Annotated in this window: 12 protein-coding genes; 7 read left to right on the forward strand and 5 right to left on the reverse strand. The window is 70.6% G+C overall.

Translation table 11 applies throughout. The features are described 5' to 3' along the window. Positions 1–38 precede the first annotated feature (38 nt). Both ACH4YL_RS18485 and ACH4YL_RS18490 read left to right on the forward strand, forming a co-directional pair. Positions 39–884 (forward strand): (2Fe-2S)-binding protein, encoded by an 846-nt coding sequence (locus tag ACH4YL_RS18485; protein WP_398508413.1) that lies wholly within the window; start codon positions 39–41, stop codon positions 882–884. Positions 885–1,085: 201 nt separating this feature from the next. Further along, on the forward strand, positions 1,086–2,159 hold the full coding sequence (locus ACH4YL_RS18490; protein ID WP_398508414.1) for a DUF2637 domain-containing protein: 1,074 nt from the start codon (positions 1,086–1,088) through the stop codon (positions 2,157–2,159). 21 nt (positions 2,160–2,180) lie between these two features. Here ACH4YL_RS18490 and ACH4YL_RS18495 read toward each other — a convergent pair whose 3' ends face one another. The 4 genes from ACH4YL_RS18495 to ACH4YL_RS18510 form a co-directional block, all read right to left on the reverse strand. Further along, positions 2,181–2,630 carry an ATP-binding protein gene (locus tag ACH4YL_RS18495; RefSeq protein ID WP_398508415.1) on the reverse strand — a complete coding sequence of 150 codons (450 nt, stop codon included), beginning with the start codon at positions 2,628–2,630 and terminating at the stop codon, positions 2,181–2,183. A 131-nt stretch (positions 2,631–2,761) separates the two neighbouring features. After that, positions 2,762–4,504 (reverse strand): pyruvate dehydrogenase, encoded by a 1,743-nt coding sequence (locus ACH4YL_RS18500; protein ID WP_398508416.1) that lies wholly within the window; start codon positions 4,502–4,504, stop codon positions 2,762–2,764. Between the two features lie 27 nt (positions 4,505–4,531). Further along, complete coding sequence (locus tag ACH4YL_RS18505; RefSeq protein ID WP_398508417.1) at positions 4,532–6,010, reverse strand: protein phosphatase 2C domain-containing protein; 1,479 nt, start codon at positions 6,008–6,010, stop codon at positions 4,532–4,534. A gap of 125 nt (positions 6,011–6,135) precedes the next feature. Then, on the reverse strand, positions 6,136–9,876 hold the full coding sequence (locus ACH4YL_RS18510) for a S8 family peptidase (RefSeq protein WP_398508418.1): 3,741 nt from the start codon (positions 9,874–9,876) through the stop codon (positions 6,136–6,138). Positions 9,877–10,068: 192 nt separating this feature from the next. On the opposite strand from ACH4YL_RS18510, the gene ACH4YL_RS18515 reads away from it, so the two are divergent. From ACH4YL_RS18515 to ACH4YL_RS18530, 4 genes are all read left to right on the forward strand, one after another. Beyond that, on the forward strand, positions 10,069–11,058 hold the full coding sequence (locus tag ACH4YL_RS18515) for a helix-turn-helix domain-containing protein (RefSeq protein ID WP_398508419.1): 990 nt from the start codon (positions 10,069–10,071) through the stop codon (positions 11,056–11,058). Between the two features lie 49 nt (positions 11,059–11,107). After that, positions 11,108–11,590, forward strand: coding sequence for a DUF456 domain-containing protein (locus tag ACH4YL_RS18520; protein WP_398508420.1), 483 nt, complete (start codon positions 11,108–11,110; stop codon positions 11,588–11,590). A 165-nt stretch (positions 11,591–11,755) separates the two neighbouring features. Beyond that, positions 11,756–14,098 carry a glycosyl hydrolase family 95 catalytic domain-containing protein gene (locus ACH4YL_RS18525; RefSeq protein WP_398508421.1) on the forward strand — a complete coding sequence of 781 codons (2,343 nt, stop codon included), beginning with the start codon at positions 11,756–11,758 and terminating at the stop codon, positions 14,096–14,098. 67 nt (positions 14,099–14,165) lie between these two features. Then, positions 14,166–14,531, forward strand: a complete 366-nt coding sequence (locus ACH4YL_RS18530) for a PPOX class F420-dependent oxidoreductase (RefSeq protein ID WP_398508422.1) — start codon at positions 14,166–14,168, stop codon at positions 14,529–14,531. A gap of 43 nt (positions 14,532–14,574) precedes the next feature. Here ACH4YL_RS18530 and rsgA read toward each other — a convergent pair whose 3' ends face one another. Beyond that, on the reverse strand, positions 14,575–15,696 hold the full coding sequence (rsgA, locus tag ACH4YL_RS18535) for a ribosome small subunit-dependent GTPase A (RefSeq protein ID WP_398508423.1): 1,122 nt from the start codon (positions 15,694–15,696) through the stop codon (positions 14,575–14,577). A 425-nt stretch (positions 15,697–16,121) separates the two neighbouring features. On the opposite strand from rsgA, the gene ACH4YL_RS18540 reads away from it, so the two are divergent. Next, entirely contained in the window at positions 16,122–17,186 is a 1,065-nt protein-coding gene (locus ACH4YL_RS18540) for a nitrous oxide reductase family maturation protein NosD (protein WP_398508424.1), read from the forward strand. Positions 17,187–17,204 lie beyond the last annotated feature (18 nt).

The following is a 17,204-nucleotide window of genomic DNA, read 5'->3' on the forward strand; positions in this document are numbered from 1 at the left end:
GCTAACCTGCTAACGATCGCGATTCGGTGGTCCCCGGCATGACCGTACCCGCCCTGCTCTCCGCCCCGGCCTCGGCCGTCGAAGACGCGTACGCGCGCCTCGCCGAGGCCTTTCCCGGGCTGCGGGTGCGTGAGCTGTCGGACGGCGAGCAGATCCCGGCCGGCGGCGGCTGGGTCGGCGTCCGCGAGCTCGCGGAAGGCGGTCCCGCCCTCGACGCCTTCCTCGGCTGGGACAACGCACAGGTGCTCAAGGACTACGGCCAGCAGGCACGCCCCGACGTGGTCGCCAGCTTCGGCCTGCACCGGTACGCCTGGCCCGCCTGCCTGCTGATCACGGTCCCCTGGTTTCTGCACCGCCGCGTCCCGCGGGTCCCGGTCGACGACACCGCCTTCCAGCGGGCGCTCGGGCGGATGACGGTGCGCGTGAAGGAGTTCGCCTGCCTGCCCGGCGATCCCGCGGCGCAGCTTCCCGGCGCCCGTGTCGTACCGGACGAGGAGGCGCTGCGCGAGGAGGTGCGTGCCGCGGTCGCCGAGCACCTCGGGCCCGTTCTGGACGGCTTCGCCCCGCGGATGCGGCGCGGAAAGCGCGCGCTGTGGGGCATGGCGACCGACGAGGTCGTCGAGGGACTGTGGTACATCGCACATCTCCTCGGCGAGGAGCAGCGGGCCATGGCGGAGCTGGAGCAGCTGTTTCCGGGCACGACCAAGCCGTACGTCGGCACCGCGGGCTTCCGCGTGCTGACCGGACCTGACGGCGAGCAACTGCCGACCCGTGACCGGGCGAGCTGCTGCCTGTTCTACACACTGCGCCCCGAGGACACCTGCGTCACCTGTCCTCGCACCTGCGACGCCGACCGCGTGGCCAGACTGCTGCCCGGAGCCTGATCTCACGCCACCCGTGCGGGTGGTGTAAATCGAACGCAACTCCCTTTGTTCATACGGTGGTTCGACCAGATCGCACCTATCCGTATGCCATGTCGGCCCGTTGGCGTTCTCTTGCCACGAAACGGTCTGTCACCGCCGGGACTTCGGCCACTATGGCGGCCGAAACGCCCTACCGCGATGCAGATGCAAGGGACACCGCACATGAGACTGACCGACATATCGCTGAACTGGCTGCTTCCCGGCGGCGTGATGCTCGTGGGAGTCCTGGTCGCGGTGGCGGTGCTCACGCGCGGCAAGCGCCCCGGCGCCACCGATGCGTCCGACGACTCCTGGGAACGCAGCGAGGAGCGCCGCAGGCGCAAGGAGGCGGTCTACGGAACGGCCTCCTACGTACTCCTGTTCTGCTGCGCGGCCGTGGCCGCCGCGCTCTCCTTCCACGGACTCGTCGGCTTCGGCCAGCAGAATCTCAATCTCTCCGGGGGCTGGGAGTATCTCGTCCCCTTCGGCCTCGACGGCGCGGCCATGTTCTGCTCGGTGCTCGCGGTGCGCGAGGCCAGCCACGGTGACGCGGCCCTCGGCTCGCGGCTGCTGGTGTGGACGTTCGCGGGCGCGGCGGCCTGGTTCAACTGGGTGCACGCGCCACGGGGCCTTGGCCACGACGGCGCACCGCACTTCTTCGCCGGGATGTCGCTGTCCGCCGCCGTGCTCTTCGACCGGGCGCTGAAGCAGACCCGCAAGGCCGCACTGCGCGAGCAGGGCCTGGTGCCGCGTCCGTTGCCGCAGATCCGGATCGTACGGTGGCTGAGGGCGCCCCGGGAGACGTTCGGTGCCTGGTCGCTGATGCTCCTCGAAGGCGTACGGACCCTGGACGAGGCCGTCGACGAGGTCCGCGAGGACCGGCGGGAGAAGGAGCAGAACCGTCTGCGCAGGCGGGACCGGGAGAAGCTGGAGCGCGCGCAGATCAGGGCGCTCAACCGGCAGCACCGGGTCGGGTGGCGCGGCCACGCCGAACGGGCCAGGCAGGTGCCCGCGCTCGATTCCGGAGCCGGAACCGGCGGCGTCGGGTCGGTCGTGGAGCCTGCCATAGCGGAGCAGGGACAGCTGCCTCTGCGATCCTTGCCCTCCCGCCAGGCGCCCTCCCTCCAGGCCGTCACCCCCGCCCAGGGCAGTGAGCCGCGGATGGTCGACCTCACCGCCGAGGACGACACGCAGGCGCTGCCGCGTCTCGACTCGCTGGAGCGCAAACTCAGGGACCTGGAGCAGCAGTTCGGCTGAGCCGGTGCCCCGCCGCCCGGTTCACACCTGCTCGCGCAGCTCCGGCTCGTGCAGTTCGAACCAGACCACCTTGCCGATGCCCTGCGTCCGTACGCCCCAGGCGTCGGCGAGGCTCTGGACGAGCACCAGGCCCCGGCCGTGCGTGTCGAGCACGTCGGGAACGCTCGGCCCCGACGGCTCGGCCGCCTCCGGCAGGCCGGCCATGAAGTCCCGCACCTCCACCCGGACGGTGGACGGGGCGACGGTGGCCGTGACCACCGCGCCGTGGTCGGTGTGTATCAGCGCATTGGTCACCAGCTCGCTGGCCAGTAACTCCGCGACATCCGACTCCGGTTTGCCGCACTGGTGCAGCAACTCACGCAGCACGCGACGCACTTCGGGAACCGCGGTGAGATCGGCGCAGCCCAGCCGCCGGCGCAGCCGGCCCTCCTGCTCCCCTTCCGCTCCGGCTTCTCCTTGACGCCCACTCATCTTCCCCACCCGCACGTCGGCACAGCCCCTTCTCCGGTACGACGACCCCTGGTGTCGAACACGCTCACGGACATGCATGCCCGCCCCGGAGAGCACCACTCATGTCGAATAGTCAACAAAGTGCTGGCAATTCACGGCCTGGGCACATTGCGCAGATTGGAGCGGGCCAGCTGCACCATCCGGCCCACGCCGCCGTCCAGCACGATCTTGCTCGCGGACAGGGCGAATCCGGTCACCATCTCGGCGCTGATCTTCGGCGGGATGGAGAGCGCGTTCGGGTCGGTGACGATGTCCACGAGCGCGGGACCCTTGTGACGGAAGGCGTCCTTGAGCGCACCCGCGAGCTGCTTGGGCTTCTCCACCCGCACGCCGTACGCCCCGCAGGCGCGCGCGACGGCGGCGAAGTCGGGGTTGTGGTTGGTCGTGCCGTACGAAGGTAGCCCCGCCACCAACATCTCCAACTCGACCATGCCGAGCGATGAGTTGTTGAACAGGACGACCTTCACCGGCAGGTCGTACTGGACGAGCGTGAGGAAGTCGCCCATCAGCATGGAAAATCCGCCGTCGCCGGACATCGAGACGACCTGCCGCCCGCGGTCCACGAACTGCCCGCCGATCGCCTGCGGCAACGCGTTGGCCATCGAGCCATGGCTGAAGGAGCCGATGATCCGGCGGCGGCCGTTGGGCGAGAGATAGCGGGCCGCCCACACATTGCACATGCCGGTGTCGACGGTGAACACGGCGTCCTCGTCGGCGAGTTCGTCGAGCACGGAGCCGACGTACTCGGGGTGGATCGGAACGTGCTTGTCCACCTTGCGGGTGTACGCCTTGATCACGCCCTCCAGCGCGTCGGCGTGCTTCTTCAGCATCTTGTCGAGGAACCGGCGGTCCGTCTTGGCCCGCACGCGCGGCGTCAGACAGCGCAGCGTCTCGCGTACGTCGCCCCACACGGCGAGGTCCAGCTTGGAGCGGCGGCCGAGGTGTTCGGGCCGCACATCGACCTGGGCGATCTTGACATCGTCGGGCAGGAAGGCGTTGTACGGGAAGTCGGTACCGAGCAGGATCAGCAGATCGCACTCGTGGGTGGCCTCGTACGCCGCGCCGTAACCGAGCAGCCCGCTCATCCCGACGTCGTACGGGTTCTCGTACTGGATCCACTCCTTGCCGCGCAGCGCATGCCCGACCGGCGACTTGACGCGCTCGGCGAACTGCATCACGTCGGCGTGCGCGCCCGCCGTGCCGCTGCCGCAGAACAGGGTGATCCGGTCCGCCTCGTCGATCATCCGCACCAGCTTGTCGATCTCCGCGTCGCCGGGCCGCACGGAGGGTCGGGAGGTGACCAGGGCGTGCTCGATCGACTTCTCGGGGGCGGGCTGGGAGGCGATGTCGCCGGGGAGCGAGACCACGCTGACGCCGCTGCGGCCGACGGCGTGCTGGATCGCGGTCTGCACGAGCCGCGGCATCTGCTGTGGGTTGGAGATCAGCTCGCTGTAGTGGCTGCACTCGCGGAACAGCTGGTCGGGATGGGTCTCCTGGAAGTAGCCGAGGCCGATCTCGCTGGAGGGGATGTGCGAGGCGAGCGCGAGGACGGGAGCCATGGAGCGGTGGGCGTCGTAGAGGCCGTTGATGAGATGGAGGTTGCCGGGGCCGCAGGAGCCGGCACAGGCCGCGAGGCGGCCGGTGATCTGGGCCTCGGCGCCGGCCGCGAAGGCGGCGGTCTCCTCGTGTCTGACCTGGATCCAGTCGATGGCGGCGTTGCGGCGGATGGCGTCGACGACGGGGTTGAGGCTGTCGCCGACGACTCCGTACAGACGCTGGACTCCGGCGCGTACAAGAATGTCGACAAATTGTTCTGCCACGTTCGGTTTGGCCATGGGGCCATCAAGCCACGGCGGGCACGGTTACGCCTCCCAGATGGCCACCGCCGTACGGTCATCGGCGTACCCCTTCACCCTCAGCTGGGTGTCGGCGAGGAACGCGGCGAGTCCCGGCGGCTCGGCGGCGGCCCAGCGTCCGGCCAGCTCGTCGGCGAACGCGGGCTCGCCGCGGAGCGGCTCCGCGAGGCCCGGGCTGCACAGGAGCAGCGTGTCGCCGGGGCGGGCGACGGAGGCGCGGAAACGGAACGGTTCGGCGGGCGGGGGCGGCGGCGCCTCGACGTACGGGGACGGAGGTGTGGGGATGCCGAGGTCCATGGTGAGACGGTCACCCTCGGGCGTCTCGGAGAGGGGTCCGGCGGGCGGTGAGCCGAACCCGACGACCGGCGCGCCGGTGACGGCCGCGGGCTCGGGGATGACGGGCTCTATGTCCTGCCAGGCGCCGTCGCGGAGGCGGAAGAGACCGCCGCCTCCGACGCCGAAGAAGACGCGGGTACGGCACTCGGGGTCGGCGGACAGCAGCAGGCAGCGCAGCCCCGCGGTGTACTCCTCGGGCTCCACGCCGAGTTCGGCGGCGCCCGCGCGCAGCTTGCCGAAGCTGCGGTCGGTGAGCCGGTGCAGCCCGGACTTCAGGTCGCCGCGGCGGCCGGCCCTTATGTCCTCGGACAGCCGGGCGTGACTGCGGCCGACGGCCCCGCCGATCCATCGGCACGCGTCGGCGGCGGCGAGATGCGCGCCTTCCGCGGCCCGCGCCCCACTGGCGACGGCGACCAGGACGAGCGCGGCGTCCCCGCTCCCGAAGCGCGCGGTGAGCAACGCGTCCCGCCTCGGCTCCCCGCGGTATCGGGCGGAGTCCCCGCGCATGGATGCGGCACGCAGGGTGTACGTGCCGTACTGGGCCCCGTCGAGCACGGTGTCGGCGACGAGTTGCTCGAGCTCCTGCGGCTGGGCGGGCGGCAGAGCGGTCGGCTCGGCGTCATAGGTGGGCGGCCCGCCGCCGACGTGTCCGACCTGCGGCCGGGGCGGCAGGTCCGCGGCAGGGGGCTCCACCGGAGGCGGCGGCACCGCGGGCGCCTGCTCGGGCGCGGGCGGCTCCCACGGCGCCCGCTGCCGCGGCGGCGCGGGGAGCCGGGAACGGTCCGGAGCGGAAGGCGAGTCCGGCCCGAGCCACGGTTCCGGTGCCGAAGGCAGGTCCGCACCGGACCGGTTCGGCGTCGGCGGCGGCGCGGACGGGCGCTCCGGCTCGAAGGGCCAGTCCGGCGAGACCGACCCGGCCGGCGAGGCGAATTCGGCCCCGGGCGGGATGTCGTCCAGCGTGTCCGCGGGGTCCGTCTCCCACCAGGCCCTCCGTGGGGGCGGGTCCGTCGAGACCGTGTCGGACGCCGAGTCGAAGCGGTCGTCGAGCGTGTCCGGTGCCACCGCCGGGCCCGCGTCCGGGGCGGAATCGTCGTACAACCGGTTCCACCATTCGTCCTCGGTGGCGGGCCTCTCCCCCTGCTGACTCATGCCCTTATTGTCCACCGCACCGGGTGCCCGAAAACGGGGCATCCCGAAAAAAGAACCAAACAACAGGTGGTCCGCCGGACGCCTCAACCCCCCACGGGAAGAACGCCCGGCGGACCGTTTCGTGGTCAGCGCACGGCGTATGCGTTGGCCACGAGCTGGGTGACGGAGTTGCCGTTGGCGTCCGTCAGTTCGGCCTTCAGGGTGACCGGAAGGCCCGCCGCGTCCGCGTGGTTGACGGTCGCGGTCCAGGCGCCGCCCTGCTGCGACATGGTCGCCCCGGTCCACGTCTCGCCGCCGTCGTACGAGTACGACAGCTTCGCGGCGGTCAGTGCGCCGGGCGTGTAGCCCGCGTGCCCGGTCGCGCCGAGGGCGATCCTCTGCCCGTTCGCCGCCGGCAGGGTCTTGAGCCCGTCCTCCGGGAGGCCGTAGCCCGGGAAGAGCAGCGGGATGCCCTGGGAGTAGGCGTTCTCATCCAGCTTGGAGCGGAACTTCCAGGTGGTCATGGTCTCCGTCGACCGCTTCCACACCGCCGCCGGCTGCCCGACCTTCGTCGTCGACAGGGAGAGTTCGTAGGTCGCCTCGTCCGCGGGGACCTCGAAGACCCCGAACGGATAGGGACTGTCGCCGATCTGCTCGCCGTCGCGGCTCAGCCGCATGCTGCCGATGTCGCCGAACGAGCCCGCGATTCCGGCGTGTTGGCTGTCGCTCCAGAACGCCGGCGCGACACCGATCAGGTTGGCCTGCCGTTCCGCTGCAAGCGCGAGCTCGCCGGTGGTCTCGTCGCGCGGGGCGGCCGGTGCGAGCACTCCGCCGTACCAGCTCTCCTTGCGCTGCTTGCCCGCCTGGTAGGTACGCGGCTGGTCGATCAGGAACTCGCCCCACGGGAAGCTGGAGGACAGATAGTGGTCCCAGCCGATGTCGCCCGCGGTGTAGTACTCGGTGCGGGTGCCGGGGACGCCGACCCGGTCGAAGCCCGAGATCAGGGCGCTGGCGCCGCTGGTCGTGTAGGCGACGACGCTGTCGATGTAGTCGGCCTCGAGGCCCATCGCGTGATACGTGGACTCGTTGCGGCCGAGTTTGCTGTCCCGTACGCGGTAGGTGCGGTCGGAGGTGACCGAACCGTCCTCCGGGAAGGCCAGGTTGTAGACGTACGGGCTCTTCGCCGTCGCCTTCCAGCGCAGCGTGACCGGACCGTCGGCGAGCCGCTCCAGCAGGGCCTTCGCCTCGGCGGCCTCGATGGAGAACGCCGGGTGCGGCGCGGCGCCGAAGCCGACCGACGGCAGCCAACGGCCGGGGGCCGCGTGGTGCACGATCAGGGCCTTGGCTCCCGCGGCCTTGGCGTCACGGGCCAGGTCAATGACGAAGGGTTCGTCGTCCGGGACCTCGACCAGCGCGAACTTCCCGCTGACACCGGCGGCCTTGAGCTCCTCCGGCGTGCCCTTGCCCGCGTCGACGACCTCGGCCTCGCCGCTGCCGTCGAGGTTGACCGAGCCGACGCTCGCGGTGATCGGGTGGAGTTCGCCGCCGCCGACCACGGAGAGCTTCTCGATGAGCGGCGCGTAGGCGCGCCAGTAGCTGGTGAACTCGAACTCGCCGTCGTCGGCGCCGCCCTGGACGTCGGCGTAGTAGCCGGAGACCAGGCGGTTGCCGGAGATGGAGCCGGAGTGCAGCCAGGTGTCGTCCCAGCTGCGCGCGAAGCCGAGCGTGCCGGCGCGGGTCTCGCTGGTGCGGTCCGTCTTCACACTCAGCCGGTGCGCCTCGCGGGCGTCGAGTACGAGCGTGGTGTCCTTCTTCAACTCCACCTGCGGGCGGCCGAGATAGCTGACCGTGAAGTCGGGCGACTGCACGAAGGAGGAGAGGAAGTACGAGCCGGGGCGCAGCCGGTAGACCTGGTCGGCGGCTCCGTCGTTGAAGCGGCGTTCGCCGCTCGCCGTGTCGGTGCCGATGAGGTCGAGCGAGGAGGCTCCGGCGGCCGGCCGGCCGGCGCGGTCGACGAGCTTGACCCGCAGGGTGACGGTCTCGGGCTCGACATACAGCGAGAACGGGGTGGAGACGGTGACTCCGGACGCGGTCGCGATGACCCGGCCGGTGATGTCGCCGTACTGGCTGCGCTCGATCCGCGCGGTGGGGTCGAGCGTCAGCGGCACCTTGACGGTCGCTCCGGCGGGCACGGTGACCGAGCGCTCGCCGAGGCGGGCGACGGTGGAGCGGATGCGGGAGCCGTCGTTGCCGGTGACGGACTTGACGGCGAGGTAAAGCCGGACGGGCTGGTCGCCGGCGTTGGTGTACGGGACCTGGACGGTGGTCCGGTCACTGCTGTCCTGCGGCCAGTTGAACGTGCCGCCCTGGACGGCGGGCGCGCCGGTCACCGTGGCGGCGAGGGCGGCCTTGACGTCCAGGCGGCCTGCACCGGTCTCCCGTACGTCACCGGCGGTCTGCGCCGCGGAGGAGACGAGCGCGGCCTTGATCTGCTGGGCCGTCCAGTCCGGGTGGCGCTGCTTGATGATGGCGGCGGCACCCGCGACGTGCGGAGTGGCCATCGACGTACCGGACATGGACCGGTACGCGTACGGTCCGCGACCGCCCGCCGCTGCCGCGGAGATGGCGACGCCGGGCGCCGCGATCTCCGGCTTGAGCGTGTGCGTGAAGGGCGTGGGTCCGCGGCTGGAGAACTGCGCGGTGGAGTCGTCGCGGTCGACGGCGCCGACGGTGAGCACGCTCGGGACGCAGGCCGGTGAGGAGACGGTGTTGAGGGACGGGCCGGAGTTGCCGGCGGCGACCACGAACAACGTGCCCTGGTTCTGGGCGAGTTCCGCGGCCGCGACGCTCATCGGGTCGGTGCAGTCGGTCGGCTCGCTGCTGCCGAGGCTCATGGAGACGACATCGGCCTTGTTGTCGACGGCCCACTGCATGCCGGCGATGATCCACGAAGTGGCGCCGGAGCCACCGTCGTTGAGGACCTTGCCGTTGAGGAGCTCGGCGCCGGGTGCGACGCCCTTCTTCTTGCCGCCGCTCGCCGCGCCGGAACCTCCCACGGTGGAGCTGGTGTGGGTGCCGTGACCGTTGAAGTCGCCGGCGGTGTCGGAGTCGGTGAAGTTCTGGGACGCGGTGATCCGGCCCTTGAGGTCGGGGTGTTCGGCGTCCGCGCCGGTGTCGAGCACGGCGACCTTGGTGCCCTTGCCGTCGTAGCCGGCGGCCCAGGCTTCGGGCGCGTGCACCTGAGCGGTGGAGCGGTCGAGGGTGGCCTGCACCTTGCGGTCGAGCCAGAGCTTCTTGAGGCCGGACGCGGAGCGCGAGCGCGATCCGGTGACATCGGCCCAGAAGTCGGCGGCTTCCTTCTTGTTGGCCTTGAGGGCGACTCCGTCGACGGATTCGAGGACGAGGCCGCGCGAAGCGCCGCGCGGGGTGACGGGCAGCGAGCGGCTGACATCGTTGCCGTAGACGGCGATCAGCGGCAGCGAGCCGGACTGTGCGTCGTCGTAGCCCTGACGGACCAGGCCGGTGACATTGAAGAGTTCCTCGTCAACCTTGCCCGAGGCGAGCGCGGCCGCGGCGCCCGCCGGATACACGTACAGGTCCTGTCCCGAGCGGCGGGTCTGCACGAGTGGCGTCGAACCGTCGGCGCCGGGCAGCACGGTGGCGGAGGGTGCGCCGGACCGGTCGCGGCTCACCAGCACTCTGTCACCGGTGACAAGGGTGACCGTGGCCGGCCGCTCCCCCTGTTGCGCGGCGCCGGTGCTGCCGACGAGCGGTCTCTTGCCTGCTGCGGCGTCTTTCGGCCCGGTGGCCGAGGACGGCGCGACCGCCGTGACGGCCAGGACGGCGGCGGTCGCCGCTCCCAGGGCCGTACGCGTAATCGGGCGCATCGCTCTCCCATCAAATTCCGGCGAAATGCACAAAAAGGCCGATGTCATCGGCAGTTGGTGCTGCGGTGGCGCCACATTGGCAGAGGGACGGGCGGTACAGGGATGATGTGCGCGGCGGAAATACGCCGTGGCCTGTTTCCGCCACCGCGGCTGAAGTACGGCCGAAGAAGTGCACGTCCGGGGAGGGTTCTGGTGCTGGGAGCGATTGGTCTCGACGAGAGACAGGAGTCGGCCTACCGCGCGCTGGTCGCGTACGGGGCCGCGGAGGTGACCGATCTCGCCCATCGGCTCGCGCTGCCCGAGCCGGACACCGAACGGGCGCTGAAGCGGCTCGAGCAACAGGGGCTCGCCGCCCAGTCGTCCGCCCGCACCGGACGCTGGGTGGCCGCGCCGCCCGGTGTCGCGCTCGGCGCGCTGCTCACCCAGCAACGGCACGAGCTGGAACAGGCGGAGCTGGCGGCCGCGCTGCTCGCGGAGGAGTACCGCGCCGAGGCGGCCGAGCCGGCCGTGCACGATCTCGTCGAGGTGGTGACCGGAGCGCGGGCCGTCACGCACCGCTTCGTACAGCTCCAGCTCGGCGCGGTCGAGGAGGTCTGCGCACTGGTCACCGGCAATCCGATCGCCATGACCGGCAGCGACAACGAGGCCGAGGAGAAGGCGTCGCAGCGCGGAGTGTCGTACCGCGTGGTGATCGAGCGCTCGGTGCTCTCCGCGCCCGCCGGGATCACCGAGCTGACCGCGGCCCTCGGCCGGGACGAGCAGGTACGGGTGGTGGACCAGGTGCCGACGAAGCTCGTCGTCGCCGACCGCACGCTGGCCATGGTCCCGCTGACGAGCCGCGGGGCAGACCCCGCCGCGCTTGTGGTCCATGGCAGCGGGCTGCTGGATTCGCTGATGGGACTGTTCGAGTCGGTGTGGCGGGAGGCGCTGCCGCTGCGGCTCGGCGGGCGGGGCGGCGAGGTCTTCGAGGACGCGACGGGTCCCGACGCGACGGACCTGGAGATCCTCTCGCTGCTGCTCGCCGGGATGACGGACGCGAGCGTGGCCAAGCAGCTGGACCTGGGACTGCGGACGGTGCAGCGCCGGGTGAAGGGCCTGATGGAAATGACCGGGGTCAGCACCCGGCTGCAGCTCGGGTGGCATGCGTACGCGAGGGGCTGGGTGGCTCGCGACCTGCGGTGATGATCAGGATCGACCTGCGGGAATGATCAGGATCCCGCACCCTTGACAGATGGGCGCATGGCAGCTCCTGTTGGCCGGCCTGGTGATGCTGCTGGGCCTCCTCGGAGTGTTCCTGCCCGGCGTGCCGGGCAGGTGGCTGGTCTGGGCCGGAGTCCTGTGGTGGTCGATGCAGGACAAGTCCGGACTGGCCTGGTTCCTGCTCGTCGGCTCGACGGCCGTGCTGCTGATCGACCAGGTCGCGGTGTGGCAGCTGCCGCCGCGCCGGATGCGGGGCGTGGGGGTCACGCGGCGGATGGCCGCGTGGGCGGGGGTCGGGGCACTGATCGGCTTCTTCCTGCTGCCGGTGGTGGGCGCGATCCCCGGATTCATCGGCGGGATCTACGGCACGGAACGCGTGCGTCTGGGCGGGCACGGCCCGGCGATGGCGTCGACGCGCGCGGTGATGCGGGCGATCGGGACGAGTGTGCTGGTGGAGCTGTTCGCCTGCCTGCTGGTGGTGGGGGCGTGGGTGGGCGCGGTGATCTGGGGCTGAGCCCCCGCCCAAGACGCAGACCTGGTTACTGAACCGCATTCAGATCCACGGAAACACATCGGATCTCTCCCGGCGTATTGACTGCCACTCACCCCTCTCCTACCTTCCACGGTGGGATAGCTCGGATGAATTGACATGTCTGCTCACGAGCCGCCAGGAGGCGACATGGCCACCGCACCAGACCCTTCCAGGAGAACCGTCCTGGCCACCGGCACGGCGATCGGCGGTGCGCTGGTGGTGGGCGGCGCCGCCGCCGTGCCGGCCCAGGCCGCCACCGCCACCGCCGAAACCGCCGTGCCGGCCGCGCCGACCGCCCCCGCCGACAGCTGGCGCACCGTCCTCGACGACGCCGACCTCGTCTGGCAGAAGATGCCGACGACCTGGTACGAGGGCCCCTACCTCGGCAATGGCTATCTGGGCTCCGGGATCTACGCCGAGCCCGGCAAGAACGCGGTCCGTTTCAACGTCCAGCACTCCGAAGTGCAGGACCAGCGCCCCGAGTTCGGCTCGCTGTTCGGTCTCGCCCGGCTGCCGATCGGCCACTTCACGCTGGAGCCCGTCGGCACCATCACCGGTCTCGACTGGCGGCTGCGGCTGCGCGACGCCGAACTCACCGGGACCCTGACCACCACCGCGGGCACCCTGCGCCTGCGCGCCTTTGTGCACACCACGACGTCCGTACTCGCCGTCGAGATCACTCCGAGCGAGGGCGAACGGGACTTCGGCTGGGTCTTCCACCCGGCCGACGCGATCAGTCCGCGCGCCGCGTTCCGCCCGCTGCCCGACGGCTACCAGGGCAATCCGCCGGCCGTCGTCGAGCAGCACGGCGATGCGACCGCGGCCGTGCAGCCGCTGCTCGCGGGCGGGCAGCATGTCACGGCCTGGCGCGAGAGCACCCGGGCCGGGCGGCGCACGCTGTATGTCTCCGTGGCGCACTCGTTCCCGAAGACAACGGCCCGCGACCGTGCGCTGAGCACGGTACGGAGCGCGTCCTCGGTCCCGTACGACGCGCTCGCACTCCCCCACCGCCGCTGGTGGGACCGCTTCTACCGGAAGAGCTTCCTGTCGCTGCCCGACGCTCGGCTGCAGCGCTTCTACTGGATCCAGCTGTACAAGACCGCCGCGGCGGCCCGGCGCGACGCGCCCGTCATGGCGACCTGCGGACCCTGGCTGGAGTCCACGCCGTGGCCCGCCACCTGGTGGAATCTCAACGTCCAGCTGGAGTACTGGCTGATCCACGGCTCCAACCACCTCGAACTCGACGCCGTGACACGGGCGTTGGGCGAGTTCCGGGAACAGCTGACCGCCGAGGTCGCGCCCGCGTACCGCGGTGACTCGGCAGGAGTGCCGCGCACCACCGACATGCGGCTGCGCAACGGCGTGGCCACACCCACCAGCAACGGCTACGGCGTCGGCATCCCCGGCCAGAACCCGCCGACCCCCGAGGTCGGCAATCTGACCTGGGCGCTGCACAACGTCTGGCTGTCCTACCGCCACACGATGGACAAGTCGCTGCTGCGGGACGTCGTCTTCCCGTTGCTGCGCAAGGCCGTCAACTACTACCTGCACTTCCTGACGCCCGGCCCGGACGGCAAACTGCACCTGCCCGCGACCTTCTCGCCCGAGTACGGCGTCGACGCACCGGACTGCAACTACGACCTGATGCTGCTGCGATGGGGCTGCCGTACGCTCCTCGACTCCGCGGAAGAGCTGGGGATCTCCGACCCCCTGACGACGCGCTGGCAGGAGGTGCTCGCCAAGCTGGTGGCGTATCCGGTGGACGCCAACGGCTACATGATCGGCGCCGGCGTCCCGTTCGCGAAGTCGCACCGGCACTACTCGCATCTGCTCGCGGTCTACCCGCTGTACGAGATCACCGGCCGGACCGCGGACGAGCGGGCCCTGATCGAGAAGTCGCTGAGCCACTGGGTGAGCTTCGAAGGAGCGCTGCAGGGCTATACCTTCACGGGCGCGGCGTCGATGTCCGCACTGCTGGGCAAGGGCGAGGACGCGCTGAAGTACCTGGGCGAGCTGATGACCCGCTTCATCCAGGCCAACACCATGTACAAGGAGTCGGGCCCGGTCATCGAGACCCCGCTGTCGGCGGCGCAGTCGCTGCACGACATGGTCTGCCAGTCGTGGGGCGGCGTGATCCGGGTCTTTCCCGCGCTGCCCGCGGCATGGGGTGAACTGGTCGTCCACGACTTCCGTACGCAGGGCGCGTTCTTGCTGAGCGCGGTGCGGGAGGCCGGGAAGACCCGCTGGGTCCGGCTGACCAGCGAGGCGGGCGCGCCGTGCGTCGTACGGCACGGGATCGAGGGCGCGATCGAGGTCCGGGACGCCCGGGGCCGACGGCTGTCGTGGGATCCGGCGGGCGACGGCACGATCCGCATCAAGCTGAAGAAGGGCGAGTCCGCACTGATCACCGCGCGAGGCGACCGCCCCGACCTGCGGATCCGCCCGGTCCGTCCCAGCGCGCAGGCTCCGGCATGGGGCATGCCCGCCTGAAGTCCTAGGTCCTGGCTCAGTCCTCGACCCGATGCGGGAGAAGAGGTACGCGTGTGAGGCTTCGTTCATGACCGAATTCAGCGAGGCCGAGCGGGCGTACCTCTCCACCCAGCGCCTGGGACGGCTGGCGACCGTCGACCCGAAGGGCCAGCCGCAGGCGAACCCGGTCGGCTTCTTCCCGCAGGCCGACGGGACGATCCTGATCGGCGGGTACGCCCTGGCGACGACCAAGAAGTGGCGCAACCTCCAGGCGAACCCGAAGGTGGCGCTGGTCGTCGACGACATCGTGAGCCTCAAGCCGTGGCGGGTCCGCGGCGTCGACATCCGCGGCGAGGCGGAACTGTTGACCGGCCCTCACGACCTGGGCCCGCACTTCAGCGAGGAGCTGATCAGGATCCACCCGCGGAAGATCCACAGCTGGGGCCTGGAGTAGCGGCGTCGCCTGCGCCCCGCGACGGCGGGGCGCAGGCTCACCGTCAGCGCACGTGGCCGCGTTTGGCCTGCATGGATGCCCGGCCCTCCGCGCCCTTGCGCTTCCAGTCCTTGAGGATTTCCGAACGCAGCCTCGCGTCCGTCTTGGCGACGATGCGACGGTTCTCCCGCAGCAGTTTGCGGTAGCTCTCCAGCCGGCGCACCTGAAGCGAGCCGTCCTCGATCGCCGCGAGCACCGCGCAGCCCGGCTCCACCTCGTGCGCGCAGTCGTGGAACCGGCACTGTTCGCCGAGTTCCTCGATCTCCGCGAAGACCTGGCCCACGCCGGTCTCCGCGTCCCAGAGACCGACTCCGCGCAGACCCGGCGTGTCGATCAGCACACCTCCGCCGGGCATGACGAGGAGGTTGCGGGTCGTGGTGGTGTGCCGGCCCTTGCCGTCGATGTCGCGGGTGGCCCGGACCTCCATCACGTCCTCGCCGAGCAGCGCGTTCGCGAGCGTCGACTTGCCCGCGCCGGACGTGCCGAGCAGCACGCTCGTACCGCCGGAGACGACCGCGGCGAGCACATCCGTACCGTCGCCGGTGAGCGAGCTGACCGGCAGCACCTGCACTCCGGGCGCCGTCGTCTCCACGTCCTGGACGAGATACGACAGCCCGGTCTCGTCCGGCACGAGATCCGCCTTGGTGAGCACGACGAGCGGCTGGGCACCGCTCTCCCACGCCAGCGCCAGGAAGCGCTCGATCCGCCCGAGGTCCAGCTCGAGCGCGAGCGAGACCGCGATGATGGCGTGATCGACGTTCGCGGCGAGGATCTGGCCCTCGGACCGGTTCGACGAGGTGGAGCGCACGAACGCGGTACGGCGCGGCAGATACGTCCGTGCGTAACGCGGAACGCCGTCCCGGTCGACGGCCACCCAGTCACCGGTGCAGACGACCCGCAGCGGATCGTGCGGCGTGACGAACGCGGTGTCGGCGCGCATCAGCCCGTCGGCCGTGACGACATCGCACTGGCCGCGGTCGACCCGTACGACCCGGCCGGGCAGCAGGCCCTGCTGCGCGTACGGAGCGAATTGAGCCGCCCAGTCCTCGTCCCAGCCGTACGGGTCGAGCGGGTGCGACGAAGACGCAGCCTGAAGAGAAGAAGATGAAGAAGAACGAGAAGACAAGGGGGGACCCTTCACAGCGGGTGGCCCCGGCACGCGCACACGGGCGCGGAAAAAGGGAGAGGTCAGCCGGAGACCACGGGAGTGGCATGGATGGACTTCTGGATGAGGGCAGCGCCCATCGAGATGACAGCCATCGGTCACACCTCCCGGTCATGCTCGGCCGAACGCGGCAGCCACCGGCCACCGCAGCGAACGGCCACACCCTAGCCGGGCCGCCCCCGCCCGCGCCAAGCGTTTTTCCGCCGCGCAGACAGTCCGTGACGACGGCTCACTTCATGCCGCTGCATCGGGGCCCGGCGCGGCCGTTGGCCAAACGGTTCACCCGACCCGTCCGGCCCAGCCTCTGTCGGCCAGTCGGGCACGGGTTGTATCCATCCGCTCACCCCGTGTGGCGAGCGCGCTAGATCGCCCATAGCTTCGGCTCCATGACGAAACGACAGATCACATGCCTCGCATGCATCGCAGTCGTCATGGTCTCGGGACTGGGCGCAGCCGCCCCGTCCGCCGGCGCGACCAGGCACGCGGTGCATCCGGGCGAATCGATCCAGAAAGCGGTTGACGCCGCAAAGCCGGGAGACAGCATTGTCATCTACCCCGGCACCTACCGTGAGAGCGTCCTTGTCACCAAGGACCGGCTGACCCTGCGCGGGTTCGGCGCGCGGACCGTGCTCATGCCCGCGCCTGCCGCGGCCCGGGCGGCGAACGCCTGCGCGACGGCAGGCAACGGCATCTGTGTGACGGGCACAGCGACCAACACCATCGACCGAATCAGCATCCGCTCGCTGAAGCTGACGGGTTTCAAGAAGAACGGCCTGTGGGCCACCTGGACCGACCGGCTCAGCGTCAACCGGGTGACCGCCGAGAAGAACGGCACCTGGGGCCTCGCGCAGGAGCGGTCCACCCGCGGGATCTTCCGCAACAACACCGCCAGGGCCAACGGCGACGCCGGCATCTTCATCGCCAACACCGTCGACCGGGAAGGCGGCGCCGTCGACACCCTGGGCGCGCAGGTCGTGAACAACCGGATGTCGGAGAACCGCATCGGCGTCACGCTGCGGCGGGTCAGAAACCTGATGGTGCGCGGCAACTCCATGACCGCGAACTGCGGCGGAGTGTTCGTCGTCGGCGACGAGTCGAAGCCGGCCGCCGGCGCGATGACCATCCGCGGCAACAGGATCTACAAGAACAACAAGTTCTGTCCCGGCAACACCCGGCTGCCCGTCATCCAGGGCTCCGGCATCATCCTCACCGGCTCCGAGGCGACCGTCGTCCGCGGCAACCGCGTCCGCGACAACGTGGGCACCTCCGTGCTCTCCGGCGGCATCGTGCTGTTCCAGAGCTTCGTGGGCGCCGTCAACACCAACAACGTCATCAGGGACAACGACGTGCGGGGCAACTCGACGGCGGACCTCGCCAACCGTGGCACCGGAACGGGCAACCAGTTCATCGGCAATGTGTGCACGTCCTCCGAGCCCGCGGGGATGTGCTGACCGTGGCCGGCACAGGCA

This window comes from Streptomyces sp. NPDC020681 (genome assembly GCF_044334895.1).
In the GTDB taxonomy this organism is placed as follows: Bacteria; Actinomycetota; Actinomycetes; order Streptomycetales; family Streptomycetaceae; genus Streptomyces.

Bases quoted from the DNA above. Each gene is read 5' to 3' on its own strand.
- ACH4YL_RS18540 (WP_398508424.1), top strand. From the start codon at position 16,122: ATGACGAAACGACAGATCACATGCCTCGCATGCATCGCAGTCGTCATG.
- ACH4YL_RS18490 (WP_398508414.1), top strand. From the start codon at position 1,086: ATGAGACTGACCGACATATCGCTGAACTGGCTGCTTCCCGGCGGCGTG.
- ACH4YL_RS18525 (WP_398508421.1), top strand. From the start codon at position 11,756: ATGGCCACCGCACCAGACCCTTCCAGGAGAACCGTCCTGGCCACCGGC.
- ACH4YL_RS18505 (WP_398508417.1), bottom strand. From the start codon at position 6,010: ATGAGTCAGCAGGGGGAGAGGCCCGCCACCGAGGACGAATGGTGGAAC.
- ACH4YL_RS18495 (WP_398508415.1), bottom strand. From the start codon at position 2,630: ATGAGTGGGCGTCAAGGAGAAGCCGGAGCGGAAGGGGAGCAGGAGGGC.
- ACH4YL_RS18530 (WP_398508422.1), top strand. From the start codon at position 14,166: ATGACCGAATTCAGCGAGGCCGAGCGGGCGTACCTCTCCACCCAGCGC.
- ACH4YL_RS18485 (WP_398508413.1), top strand. From the start codon at position 39: ATGACCGTACCCGCCCTGCTCTCCGCCCCGGCCTCGGCCGTCGAAGAC.
- ACH4YL_RS18510 (WP_398508418.1), bottom strand. From the start codon at position 9,876: ATGCGCCCGATTACGCGTACGGCCCTGGGAGCGGCGACCGCCGCCGTC.
- ACH4YL_RS18520 (WP_398508420.1), top strand. From the start codon at position 11,108: ATGGGCGCATGGCAGCTCCTGTTGGCCGGCCTGGTGATGCTGCTGGGC.
- ACH4YL_RS18500 (WP_398508416.1), bottom strand. From the start codon at position 4,504: ATGGCCAAACCGAACGTGGCAGAACAATTTGTCGACATTCTTGTACGC.